Source organism: Bradyrhizobium sp. UNPF46 (assembly GCF_006658625.1).
In the GTDB taxonomy this organism is placed as follows: domain Bacteria; phylum Pseudomonadota; class Alphaproteobacteria; order Rhizobiales; family Xanthobacteraceae; genus Bradyrhizobium; species Bradyrhizobium nitroreducens.
Window position 1 is genome coordinate 1 of sequence record NZ_LFJB01000123.1, and the last position, 11,979, is coordinate 11,979.

Consider the following 11,979-nt stretch of genomic DNA (forward strand, 5'->3'; position numbering starts at 1 on the left):
GGAAAACCCCGCCGCTGGCGGGTTTTTTGTTGTCTGGTGACAAAGGCGAAGACGTGACGACGACGACACCGAATACGGCACGTAGCGCGCTGCCCAGGGGGATCTGGGTGCTGGGCTTCGTCTCGATGCTGATGGACGTCTCCTCCGAGATGATCCACGCGCTGCTGCCGGTGTATCTCGTCACCGTGCTCGGCGCCTCGACGCTGACCGTCGGCTTCATCGAAGGCATGGCGGAAGCGACGGCCTCGATCACCAAGATCTTTTCCGGCGCGCTGTCGGACTGGCTCGGCCGCCGCAAGCTGCTCGCCGCCCTCGGCTATGGCCTTGCCGCCCTCACCAAGCCGCTGTTTCCGCTGGCGCCCAGCGTCGAATGGCTGGTGGCGGCCCGCTTCGTCGACCGCGTCGGCAAGGGCATCCGCGGCGCGCCGCGCGATGCGCTGATCGCCGATATCGCACCTCGCGGCCTGCGCGGCGCAAGCTTCGGCCTGCGGCAATCGCTCGACACCATCGGCGCCTTCGTCGGGCCGCTCATGGCGATCGGTCTGATGTGGTGGACGGCAGACAATTTCGCCCTCGTCTTCTGGTTCGCCGTGCTGCCTGCCTTCCTGTCCTTCGGACTGATCGCCTTCGCCGTGAGCGAGCCGGAGCCGGACCCGAGCCGGGAGCCTGCCAAGAACCCGCTCAATCTCGCCGCGATGCGGCAGCTCGGCGCAGTCTATTGGCGCGTCGTCGCCGTGGGCGTCGTCTTCACGCTCGCGCGCTTCAGCGAAGCATTTTTGATCCTGCGCGCGCAGAACATCGGGCTCAACGCGATGTGGGTGCCGGCGGTGCTGGTGCTGATGAACATCGTCTACGCGCTGTCGGCCTATCCGGCCGGCGTGCTGTCGGACCGCATCAACCGGACCGGCCTGCTCGCGCTCGGCCTCGTCTTCCTCGCCGGCGCCGATCTCGCCCTCGCGCTGCTGGCGAATCTCGCAGGCCTCGCGCTCGGTATCGTGCTGTGGGGCCTGCATATGGGATTGACGCAAGGCCTGCTCTCGGCGCTCGTCGCCGACGCCGCACCGCCCAGCCTGCGCGGCACCGCGTTCGGTTATTTCAACCTGTTCACGGGCCTGGCATTGCTGGCCGCGAGCGTGATCGCCGGCGCGCTGTGGGACGCCTATGGTCCGATCGGCACGTTCCTGGCCGGGCTCGGCTTCGCGCTGATTTCACTTCTGGGGCTGCTCGCCGTCGGCAACGGACTGGCCACGGAGGACAAAGCATGACGGGAGGCTATTCATCGTGCTGAGCGGAGCAATCGCGATCATGATCGGCAGCGTGCTGGGCGGCTGCGCGCGCTACTTCGTCTCCGGTGCGATCGCGCGGCGGCTGGGCGAGACGTTTCCGTGGGGCACCATGACCATCAACGTCTCCGGCGCCTTCCTGATCGGCATTTTCGGCGCGCTGGCGACCCATCCCGGCTCGACCTTCGCCGCGCCCGATCCATGGCTGTTCGCCGTAACAGGCTTTCTCGGCTGCTATACCACGGTGTCCTCGTTCAGCCTGCAGACGCTGACGCTCGCGCGGAGCGGCGAGCCGATCCACGCACTCGGCAACGTCGTATTCTCGGTCGGGCTGTGCCTTGCCGCGGTCAGTTGCGGTTTCCTGCTTGCGGACGGACTGGGAGGCTAGCGGCCGATGAACTCTCCCGCCGAACGCTGGCGCACTGCGATGCTCTATGCCTGGGTCGCCGCGGGCAGCATCGTCGGTGGTCTGACGCGTTATCTGGTCGGGCTCGCGCTCGACACCGGACCGGGCTTTCCCTTCGCGACACTGTTCATCAACGCGACGGGCTCGCTGATCATCGGCTTCTACGCGACGCTGACCGGCCCCGACGGCCGCATGCTGGCGCGGCCCGAGCACCGGCAATTCGTCATGACCGGGTTTTGCGGCGGCTACACCACCTTTTCGACCTTCAGCCTCGAGACCTTCCGCCTGTTCCACGGCGGCATGAAATACACGGCGCTCGCCTACATCGCCGCATCCGTGATCTGCTGGCTGGTGTCGGTCTGGCTCGGCCATATGATGGCGAGCCGCTACAACCGCTTGACAAGGAGCTGAGCATGCAAATTCCCAATCAGGCCGTTTCGCTCCGGATCTTCATCGGCGAGAGCGATCATTTCGGCGGCAAGCCACTCTATGAAGCGATCGTGATGACGGCGCGCGAGCGGCACCTCGCCGGCGCCACCGTGCTGCGTGGTCCAATGGGATTCGGCAAGTCGAGCCGGCTGCACACCTCGAAGATCCTGCGGCTGTCGGAAGATCTGCCGCTGCTGATCGAGATCGTCGACAGCGAGGACAACATCAACGCATTCCTGCCCATCCTGGATGGCATGATGTCGAGCGGCCTGATCACCTTGGAGAAGGTGCAGGTCCTGCAATATGGTGAGAAAGCCGCGAGCTGATCGCTCCGGCAGCAACCCCAGCCCACCGCGTCCAGGAGGCGGAATGAACAACACCGTCACCAAGCCGAAGACGCGGACCAGGATCAAGGTCGAGCGGCCGAAGCTGCACAAGGTCATCCTGATCAACGACGACTATACGCCGCGCGAATTCGTCACCATGATCCTGAAGGCCGAATTCCGCATGACCGAGGATCAGGCCTACAAGGTGATGATCACCGCCCACAAGCTGGGTGCCTGCGTCGTTGCGGTATTCACCAAGGACGTCGCCGAGACCAAGGCCACCCGTGCCACCGACGCCGGCCGCGCCAAGGGCTATCCGCTGCTGTTCACGACCGAGCCGGAGGAATAGCGCTCAGACGACCGCCGCCCGAGTCTCCTCGGCGAGCCCATACACGCGCTGCGCCTTGGAAAATCCCGCGATCGGAAATTCGCCGAGCTCGCGCCAGTCATGGCGGCAGGCATTGGCAAAACCTTCCGAGGCGACGACGGTCCGCCCCAGACGGCCCGTGATCTTCTCGAGCCGTGCAGCAAGGTTCACGGCGGGTCCTATGCAGGTGAAATCGAGGCGGTTGCCGCCGCCGATATTGCCGTAGAGGATGTTGCCGACGTGGAGCGCGACGCCGAAGCGGAAGCGCTCGACGACGTCGCCGACCGGAAAGGCCAGCGCCTCGACGCTGGCGCGGGATTCGCGCGCGGCCTCCAGCACGCGCGTGCAGACATGGGCGGCATCGCCGACATATTCGTCGATCGGGAACACCGCGAGCAGGCCGTCGCCCATGAACTTCAGGACCTCGCCGCCATGGCCGCGGATCGCGGTGACCTGGCAGTCGAAATAATGATTGAGGATCTGGACCACCGTTTCAGGCGGCAGCCGGTCCGACAACGCGGTGAAGCCGCGCAGATCCGACAGCCAGATCGCGGCCTGCATGGTGTCGTTGTGACCGCGGCGGATCTGACCGCCGAGGATGCGCGCGCCGGCACGGTTGCCGACATAGGTGTCGAGCAGCATCTCGGCGGTGCGGCGCAGGCTGATGATCTCGCTGACGCGCGCCAGCGGCGTCACGATGGAGCGGATGGCTGCGATATGGTCGTCGGTGAAGCCGCCGGGATGTCGTGTCACCCAGCTCGTCGCGTGGACCGAGCCGTCGAGAAACGGCATCGGCACCGCGATGTAGTCGGTCGCCCCTTCGGCGCGCAGGTCGTCAAGAATCGGAAACCGTGCGTTGTCGGCATCGCCGATGCGTCCCCTGACCTCGATCCCCCGCTCGAACACGATGCGGAGCGGGCTCGCGGCGAATTCGGGCGTGTCCAGGATGTCAAAATCGACGGTGCCGATCTCGACCTCCTGGCCCTGCCGCCAGATGAAGTTGCGGCCGAAGATTTCAGGATGCAGCGTGCGGATGAAGATGCCGAACCGCCATAGCGGCAGGCCGGCTTCGACCAGATGCTCGCAGACGTCGGCGATCATCTCGGCCGGGGTCCCGGACGACCTCGCGCCGTCGATCAACCAGTTGGTGATGCGCTGGAGCTCGGAGCTTTGCATGTCCGCATTTGCGGACGAAGTTGTAGCCCCGTCAAGCTGCGCGGTGGACTAGTACCGCGACATGACGACCGTTTGCTAGCGCCCCACTTGCCCGCGGTCGCGCAGGAAGTGATCCGCCAGAACGCAGGCCATCATGGCTTCGCCGACGGGGACGGCGCGGATGCCGACGCAGGGATCATGGCGGCCCTTGGTGAAGATCTCGGTGTCGGCGCCGTGGCGGTCGACGGTCAGGCGCGGCTGCAGGATCGACGAGGTCGGCTTCACCGCGAAACGCACCACGATCGGCTGCCCCGTGGAGATGCCGCCCAGCACGCCGCCGGCATGGTTCGACAGGAAGCGCGTGCCGTCATTGCCGGTGCGCATCTCGTCGGCGTTCTCTTCGCCCGTGAGCTCGGCCGCGCCGAAGCCCGCGCCGATCTCGACGCCCTTCACGGCGTTGATGGTCATCATCGCGCCCGCCAGATCGGAATCGAGCTTGGCGTAGATCGGCGCGCCAAGGCCCGCCGGCACGCCTTCGGCGACGACCTCGATCACAGCGCCGATCGACGAGCCGCTCTTGCGGATGCCGTCGAGATAGGTCTCGAAGAACGCGGCCTTGTCCTTGTCCGGGCAGAAGAACGGATTCTTGGCGATCTCGTCCCAGTCCCACTTCGCGCGGTCGATCTTGTGCGGACCGATCTGCACCAGCGCGCCGCGCACCTTGACGTCGGGCAGCACTTTTCGCGCGATGGCGCCGGCGGCAACCCGCGTCGCGGTCTCGCGCGCCGAGGAACGGCCGCCGCCGCGATAGTCGCGCAGGCCGTATTTGGCCTCGTAGGTGAAGTCGGCGTGGCCCGGGCGAAACTTGTCCTTGATCTCGGAATAGTCCTTCGAGCGCTGGTCGGTGTTCTCGATCAGGAGGCCGATCGGCGTGCCCGTCGTCACCTGCACGCCGGTCTCCGGATGCGCCATCACGCCCGACAGGATCTTCACCTGGTCCGGCTCCTGGCGCTGGGTGGTGAAGCGCGACTGGCCGGGCCGGCGGCGGTCGAGGTCCCGCTGGATGTCGGCCTCGGTGAGCGGGATCATCGGCGGACAGCCGTCGACCACGCAGCCGATTGCCACCCCGTGGCTCTCGCCGAAGGTGGTGACGCGGAACATGTGGCCGAAGGTGTTGAAGGACATGCCGAACTGCCGCCTAACGTTGACATGCAACGCAAATGTTAAATGTCAACGTGACGTAACGCGATCTGAATGGGGGGTCAAATGGTCCCACAGTCGTCATGGCCGGGCTTGTCCCGGCCATCCACGTTCTGGGCCGCCACGAGCGAGCAAGTGCGTGGATGCCCGGGACAAGCCCGGGCATGACGGGCAACGCGGCCGGCTTAACTGAATTTCTCCAGCCGCCCGTCGCGAAACACGTAGACCGCGCCCTGCTCGATATAGAGCTCGGCCGCGCTGACCGGGGTCTCCAGCCCGAGCGAAACCATCAAGGCCCGGCATGTCCCGCCATGGGCGACCGCGACGGTGTCGGTCTGCAGCTGGTCGTACCAGGCGCGCACGCGGACCTGAACGTCGGCATAGGTCTCCCCGCCGGCGGGGCCCACGGACCATTTGTCGGCGAGGCGCCGGGCGTACACGTCGGGATCGGCCGCCTCGCTCTCGGCCAGCGTTAGCCCTTCCCACGTGCCGTAGCCTATCTCGCGCAGCCGGTCATCGACCGCGTATTCTGCAACCGGCAGTTCGAGCCTGCCGCGCGCGAGCTCCATGGTCTGGCGCGCACGGCCTAGCGGGCTCGACACGTAAGGCAGCGCCGCCTTGTCGCGCCCTTCGCGCTTGAACAGGTCGGCGAGAATGCTGCCCGCCTGGACGGCCTGGCCGCGCCCGCGCGCATTCAGCGGAATGTCCTTGGTGCCCTGAAGCCTGCCGAGCGCGTTCCACTCGGTCTCGCCGTGGCGAAGATAATAGATCGTGGGCACGGGCATTCCGGCTGAAGATCAGTCCTTGCCGCCGAACGAAATGTCCGGCGCGTCCGGGCGCTTCATGCCGAGCACGTGATAGCCGGAATCGACGTGATGCACCTCGCCGGTGACGCCGCGCGAAAGGTCGGAGAGGAGATACAGCGCACTGCCGCCGACGTCCTCGGTCGACACGTTGCGCCGCATCGGCGAATTGTTCTCGTTCCACTTCAGGATATAGCGGAAGTCGCCGATGCCTGATGCCGCGAGCGTCTTGATCGGGCCTGCCGAGATCGCGTTGACGCGGATGTTCTTCTCGCCGAGATCGGCGGCGAGATAGCGCACGCTGGCTTCGAGCGCAGCCTTGGCGACGCCCATCACGTTGTAATGCGGCATCCACTTCTCGGCGCCGTAGTAGCTGAGGGTGATGAGCGAGCCGCCGTCCGTCATCAGCTTCTCGGCGCGCTGCGCCACGGCCGTGAACGAGTAGCAGGAGATCAGCATCGACTTGGAGAAGTTCTCCGCCGTGGTGTCGACGTAGCGGCCGTCGAGCTGCTCGCCATAGGCGATCGCGTGCACCAGGAAATCGATCTTGCCCCACTTCTCCTTCAGCACCGCGAACGCGGCGTCGATGGTCGCGGCATCGGTGACGTCGCAATGGCCGAGCACGAGACCACCGATCTCGGCGGCCAGCGGCTCGACGCGCTTCTTCAGCGCATCGCCCTGATAGGTGAAGGCGAGCTCGGCGCCGGCGGCATGGCATGCCTTGGCGATGCCCCAGGCGATCGAGCGGTTGTTGGCAAGGCCGAGGATCACGCCCCGCTTGCCCTGCATCAGACCTGAATTCTGCGCCATTTTTCAACGTCCCGTCGAACTCTTGCTGAGGTCTGGAGGTACACCAGCCCTCCCCCGCGGTACAGTCCTAATACGCCGCGTTAACGCTGTTTCGAGCGCCGGAATAGCCGTTCCATTCGGGTGTTATGATCACTATGGGCGCTCGCGCCTGACATCAGGACGTCAAGCTCGCAATGAGTGCGTTTCGCCAGAGTGTGGAAGCCATGATCCCGGCGTTGCGCCGCTACGCCCGCGCGCTGACGCGCGACGCGGACGCGGCCGACGATCTGGTGCAGGACACGCTGGTGCGGGCGCTGCGTTCGGAGCGGTTGTTTCTCGGAGGCGACGTCAGGAGCTGGCTCTACACGATCCTGACCAACCTCAACAAGAACCGGCGGCGCTCGCTGGCAAGGCGGCCGCAGTTCATGCAGCTGACGGAGAACAACCCGGATGCGAGCGGCACCGAAGCCGAGGGCCGCGACATCGAGAGGGCGCTGGCGACGCTCGTCGAGGAGCAGCGCTCGGTGCTGCTGCTGGTGATGTTGGAGGGCATGAGCTACCGCGAGGTCGCCGACATCCAGGGCGTGCCGATCGGCACGGTGATGTCACGCCTTGCCCGCGCCCGCGCCCACGTCAAGGCCTCGCTGGAGGGCGAGCGCCCGGCGCTCAGGCGGGTGAAATGATGCCAGGGTTGATGCATCGCGTAGTGTCCGCCTGCAGTTCTCCGATGCAGCGAACGAAGTTGAGCTTTGAACGACTTTTAGGGCCACAGAGCCAGAGACGACCGAAATGAACGACCGCAATATCCCAGTGACCGAGGACGAACTGCACGCCTATGTCGACGGCGAGCTGCCGGCCGAGCGCCGCGCCGACGTCGAGGCCTGGCTGGCCGCCCATCCCGAGGACGCCGAACGCGTGCAGTCCTGGCGCGCCATGGCGGAGATGCTGCACGCCCGCTACGACGCCATCGTCCAGGAGCCGGTGCCGGCACGCCTCGAGCTCGAGCGGCTGGAGCGCCGCCCGCGGCAATGGCTCTATGGCGCCGCCGCCGCTGTGCTGGTCGCTTTCGTCGCCGGCGGCACGGCCGGCTGGGTCGCGCATGGCGCGGCCAGCGCACCTTCGACCTTCCAGAGCTTCACGGCGGACGCGCTCGACGCCCACCGCCTCTATGTCGTCGAGGTCCGCCACCCCGTCGAGGTCGGCGGCAACGAGCGCGACCACCTGCAGGCCTGGCTGACCCGGCGCTGCGGCTGGACCGTGTTCGCGCCGAATCTGGAGGCGAGCGGGCTGAAGCTCGTCGGCGGCCGGCTGTTGCCGGGGCCGAACGGCCCCGCGTCGTTCCTGATGTATGAGGGCGCCTCGGGCGAGCGGTACACGATCTACACCGCCAAGACCGAGAATGGTGCGACGCAAATGCGTTACGCCAGGACCGACAAGGACGGCGCATTGTTCTGGGCCGAGCGCGGCGTGGGTTACGTCGTCAGCGGCGGCGGCGACCGCGAGCGGCTGACCAAGGTGGCGCAGGCGGTCTACGATCAGGCCGAGAAAAACGGCACTTAAACGACGCTTGAGCGCGGTGCCTCGATTCCGTCATTGAAAATTTGGAATCAGGACATCGGCGCGTCTCATTATCGCACCGGATGATCACGCGAAAATGAGCAGCGTTCGATCCGCCGATCGACGCGGGCGGCCTCGATTGGGGATTTTGGTACCGCGCTGGTCCCCCTCTCGAGGCCGCACCTTTTTATCGGCTGCCCCGCCGGACAGCCGACACGTCGAACTCATGAAGCGCTACCACGCCTCAGGCATATGATGGGCATCATCTCCAGGACGATGCCCTAGGCCTTTAGGAGAAAACCCCTTCAGTTCGATCGCCTAACCAAGCCCGCTACGTGGATTGTAGGGGTGTTGATCCCGCCACTTCTCCATCAATGCTTCAAGCTCGGCGTCGTTCCCGTCCGGTAGCATAATCCTGATGGTGACGAAGAGATCCCCGGTTCCACCAGATTTTGGCAGACCTTTGCCCTTGAGGCGGAAGGTCCGGCCGCTGGAGGTGTTTTTGGGGACCGAAAGCTCCACGGCATTGCCGAGGGTGGGCACCCGGACCTTCCCGCCGAGCACCGCCTCATAGAGCGCGACCGGCAGCTCGATCCTGAGGTCGGCACCCTCGACCTTGAAGAACGGGTGCGGCGCGACGCTGATGGTGATCAGGAGATCGCCGGGCGGATGGCCCTGCGCGCTCTCGCCTTGCCCCCGGAGCCGGATCTGCTGGCCCTCGGTGACGCCAGCCGGAATCTTGACGTTGAGCTCCTTGCCCGTCGGCAGCCGGACACGCTTCTCGCCACCCTTGACCGACTCTTCCAGCGAGACGGTCATGGCGACGTTGACGTCGAGATCGAGCCCGATCCCGCCGGTGTCGAATTCGAACTGCCCGGCGCCGCCAGCTCCGGGCCGCGCGCCGCGCACCCCGCCGCCGAACATGCTGTTGAGGATGTCCTCGAAGGCGCCGCCGCCCTGGCCGGGGCCGCCGCCGGAGCGGAACGTGTAGCTCTCGAACCCGCCGGGACCGGCGCGGCCGCGCGGCCCGCCGCCGCCGCCCGGAAAGCCCTGGAAGCGCGGCTTGCCCTCGGCGTCGATCTCGCCGCGGTCGAACTGCTTGCGCTTGTCCTCGTCGCCGAGGATCTCGTTCGCCGAGTTGATCTCCGAGAAACGCTCGGCGGCTTTCGGGTCGTCCTTGTTGCTGTCGGGATGATGCTTCTTGGCAAGCTTGCGATAGGCGCTTTTGATCGCGGCAGCGCTGGCGCTCCGCGGCACCCCCAAGACCTCATAGGGGTCGCGCATCCGTCACGTCTCCTTCAAGAAATCGAATTGTCCAAAGGGCTCCCCGCCCCACCTGCGATCCATGTGGGGATGGAGTGGCATTTTTGCAACTAGGCTTGCCGGCCGAATCCTAGCTCCGCCACGGCTTTAGCGTATGAATCTCCCAACGGCCACGGCTGCTTTGACAGCCGGCGCCCTGGAGCCAGCTTTCAGTCTTGCCGTTGACGTAGCTTGCCAGGAAGTCGCGGCATTTGCGGCCGTCCTCGGCGGCATAGGACTGCGCGATCGGCGTCACCGAGCCGCGTGCCCCGGTGTCCGGATTCTCCCAGTGCTGGCTGGAATCCTTGTCGCCCTTGCTGAGGACGTCGGAGGCGGCGTTGCGGGCGAAGGCGAGATCGGTCTCGGTCGGCGGGGCGTCCTTGGCCGGCGTCGCAATCGAACCGGTCAGGTCGCTGTCGTCGGCCTTGGCGTAGGCGCTCTTGTCACCGCGGGAAAAGCTGCAGCCGCCGGTGCCGAGCCCGATGAGAATGATCGTCAAGACAAAGCCGGACGGCCGGATCGCCGATAGGCCAACGCGTCCCCATGCCCTATATAGGGCGGTAGCGGACAACAACGCGTTTTGGGCCGCGGGACGCAACTCGGACTCCAGACATGACCGACACGACCTCGATGAAACACCAGACACCCTTAACATCCGGTGATTTTACCGCCGCCGACGAGCCATTTGCGCTGTTTGAGAGCTGGCTGAACGAGGCGATCAAGAGCGAGCCGAACGATCCGAACGCCATGGCGCTTGCAACCGTCGACCCTGACGGCCTGCCTGACGTGCGCATGGTGCTGATGAAAGGCTTCGATACCGAGGGTTTTGTGTTCTACAGCCACATCGCGAGCCAGAAGGGCCGCGAGCTCGCCGCAAATCCTAAGGCAGCGTTACTCTTTCACTGGAAGTCGCTGCGCCGTCAGGTCCGCATCCGCGGCAACGTGACGCCGGTGACCGACGCCGAGGCCGACGCCTATTTCGCCACCCGGCCGAAGCAGGCGCAGATCGGGGCCTGGGCGAGCAAGCAGTCGCAGGCGCTCGAGAGCCGCTTCGCCTTCGAGCAAGCCATCGCGAAAGTCGCGGCCAGACACGTCATCGGCGAAGTGCCGCGGCCGCCGGGCTGGAGCGGCTGGCGCATCACCCCCTCGCGGATCGAGTTCTGGCACGACCGCCCGTTCCGCTTGCATGACCGCATCGAATTTCGCCGTGACGCGGCCGGCCAACCGTGGTCCAAGACGCGGATGTATCCGTAAGATTGGGCCGACCTGAAAGATGTCCATGCCGCATTCGTCCAATGCGCCGCGCCGCACGCTGCTCCTGACCGGAGCCAGCCGCGGTATCGGCCACGCCACCGTGATCCGCTTCTCTTCCGCGGGCTGGCGCGTCATCACCTGCTCGCGGCATCCCTTTCCGGAGGACTGCCCGTGGGACGCAGGCCCCGAGGATCACATCCAGGTCGATCTCAGCAATCCCGCGGACACGACACGCGCGATCTCCGATATCCGCGACCGCCTCGAAGGCGGCATGCTGCACGCGCTGGTGAACAACGCCGCAATCTCGCCGAAGGGCCCGGGCGGCTCCCGGCTCGGTTCGGTCGACACCGATCTCGACACCTGGACGCACGTCTTCCACGTCAACTTCTTCGCACCCATCATGATCGCGCGCGGACTGATCGAGGAACTGAAGGCCGCCAAGGGCTCGGTCGTGAACGTCACCTCGATCGCGGGCTCGCGCGTGCATCCCTTCGCGGGCGCCGCCTACGCCACCTCGAAGGCCGCGCTGGCCTCGCTGACGCGCGAGATGGCCTCCGATTTCGGCCGCGTCGGCGTGCGCGTCAACGCGATCGCACCGGGCGAGATCGACACCTCGATCCTGTCGCCGGGCACCGAGAAGATCGTCGAACAGCAGATCCCGTTGCACCGCCTCGGCACGCCCGACGAGGTCGCCAAGATCATCTACGTGCTGTGCACGGACACCAGCTCCTACGTCAACGGCGCCGAGATCCACATCAACGGCGGCCAGCACGTGTAGTCCGTTCGGGTGTCATGACGCGGCGGGGATGGAGCAAGGGCGAAGACTCCACGTCGTCTTGCGATGCTCCAATGCAGATCCCAGCGGCTGTGCCGTAGGATGGGCAAAGGCGCATAGCGCCGTGCCCACAATCTTCCTCCATAAGCAACAGGGCGTGGGCACGCTTGCGCGTTGCTCACCCTACGAGATCGAGCTTGTGGCACGCAGCTCAGCTTGCAGACACGCCTTCGCATTCTCGCGGCTCAATTCGCCCGAGCTTTGCTTCGTCGCTCCACCCTCCAAATCCAAGAGGGCGCAGGGAAGGCCGGGTGCCGGCTGGCACCCGCGGTC

At 65.9% G+C, this 11,979-nt stretch carries 15 protein-coding genes; 9 read left to right on the forward strand and 6 right to left on the reverse strand.

Going from position 1 to position 11,979, the window contains the following annotated elements; translation table 11 throughout:
• Positions 1-53 precede the first annotated feature (53 nt).
• From UNPF46_RS36200 to clpS, 5 genes are read left to right on the forward strand one after another with little or no spacing between them, the layout of a single operon-like run.
• Entirely contained in the window at positions 54-1,265 is a 1,212-nt protein-coding gene (locus tag UNPF46_RS36200; RefSeq protein WP_142253224.1) for an MFS transporter, read from the forward strand.
• Between the two features lie 16 nt (positions 1,266-1,281).
• A complete protein-coding gene (gene crcB / locus UNPF46_RS36205) occupies positions 1,282-1,671 on the forward strand; it encodes a fluoride efflux transporter CrcB (protein WP_100179238.1) in 390 nt (129 codons plus the stop codon).
• Between the two features lie 6 nt (positions 1,672-1,677).
• A complete protein-coding gene (crcB, locus tag UNPF46_RS36210) occupies positions 1,678-2,100 on the forward strand; it encodes a fluoride efflux transporter CrcB (RefSeq protein ID WP_100179237.1) in 423 nt (140 codons plus the stop codon).
• Between the two features lie 2 nt (positions 2,101-2,102).
• On the forward strand, positions 2,103-2,444 hold the full coding sequence (locus UNPF46_RS36215) for a DUF190 domain-containing protein (RefSeq protein ID WP_142253225.1): 342 nt from the start codon (positions 2,103-2,105) through the stop codon (positions 2,442-2,444).
• A gap of 43 nt (positions 2,445-2,487) precedes the next feature.
• Positions 2,488-2,793, forward strand: a complete 306-nt coding sequence (gene clpS / locus UNPF46_RS36220; protein ID WP_100179235.1) for an ATP-dependent Clp protease adapter ClpS — start codon at positions 2,488-2,490, stop codon at positions 2,791-2,793.
• A gap of 3 nt (positions 2,794-2,796) precedes the next feature.
• On the opposite strand, the gene UNPF46_RS36225 is transcribed toward clpS, so the two are convergent.
• From UNPF46_RS36225 to fabI, 4 genes are all read right to left on the reverse strand, one after another.
• Positions 2,797-3,987: an adenylate/guanylate cyclase domain-containing protein gene (locus UNPF46_RS36225; RefSeq protein WP_142253226.1), complete on the reverse strand. Its 1,191-nt coding sequence runs from the start codon at positions 3,985-3,987 to the stop codon at positions 2,797-2,799.
• 75 nt (positions 3,988-4,062) lie between these two features.
• Complete coding sequence (aroC, locus tag UNPF46_RS36230) at positions 4,063-5,151, reverse strand: chorismate synthase (RefSeq protein WP_142253227.1); 1,089 nt, start codon at positions 5,149-5,151, stop codon at positions 4,063-4,065.
• A gap of 200 nt (positions 5,152-5,351) precedes the next feature.
• Positions 5,352-5,951 carry a histidine phosphatase family protein gene (locus tag UNPF46_RS36235; protein WP_100179233.1) on the reverse strand — a complete coding sequence of 200 codons (600 nt, stop codon included), beginning with the start codon at positions 5,949-5,951 and terminating at the stop codon, positions 5,352-5,354.
• 12 nt (positions 5,952-5,963) lie between these two features.
• A complete protein-coding gene (gene fabI / locus UNPF46_RS36240) occupies positions 5,964-6,779 on the reverse strand; it encodes an enoyl-ACP reductase FabI (protein WP_097659655.1) in 816 nt (271 codons plus the stop codon).
• Positions 6,780-6,952: 173 nt separating this feature from the next.
• On the opposite strand from fabI, the gene UNPF46_RS36245 reads away from it, so the two are divergent.
• Positions 6,953-7,441, forward strand: a complete 489-nt coding sequence (locus tag UNPF46_RS36245; protein WP_097659779.1) for a sigma-70 family RNA polymerase sigma factor — start codon at positions 6,953-6,955, stop codon at positions 7,439-7,441.
• A 106-nt stretch (positions 7,442-7,547) separates the two neighbouring features.
• The gene (locus UNPF46_RS36250; protein ID WP_100179232.1) at positions 7,548-8,318 is read left to right on the forward strand and encodes an anti-sigma factor family protein; all 771 of its coding nucleotides are present in this window, start codon (positions 7,548-7,550) and stop codon (positions 8,316-8,318) included.
• Positions 8,319-8,633: 315 nt separating this feature from the next.
• Here UNPF46_RS36250 and UNPF46_RS36255 read toward each other — a convergent pair whose 3' ends face one another.
• Positions 8,634-9,599, reverse strand: coding sequence for a DnaJ C-terminal domain-containing protein (locus UNPF46_RS36255; protein ID WP_142253228.1), 966 nt, complete (start codon positions 9,597-9,599; stop codon positions 8,634-8,636).
• 109 nt (positions 9,600-9,708) lie between these two features.
• Positions 9,709-10,116, reverse strand: coding sequence for an RT0821/Lpp0805 family surface protein (locus UNPF46_RS36260; protein WP_174719113.1), 408 nt, complete (start codon positions 10,114-10,116; stop codon positions 9,709-9,711).
• 113 nt (positions 10,117-10,229) lie between these two features.
• Here UNPF46_RS36260 and pdxH point away from each other — a divergent pair, with 113 nt between their 5' ends.
• Positions 10,230-10,871: a pyridoxamine 5'-phosphate oxidase gene (gene pdxH, locus UNPF46_RS36265; protein ID WP_142253229.1), complete on the forward strand. Its 642-nt coding sequence runs from the start codon at positions 10,230-10,232 to the stop codon at positions 10,869-10,871.
• 25 nt (positions 10,872-10,896) lie between these two features.
• Positions 10,897-11,649, forward strand: coding sequence for an SDR family NAD(P)-dependent oxidoreductase (locus tag UNPF46_RS36270; RefSeq protein ID WP_100181377.1), 753 nt, complete (start codon positions 10,897-10,899; stop codon positions 11,647-11,649).
• The last annotated feature ends 330 nt before the right edge of the window (positions 11,650-11,979 follow it).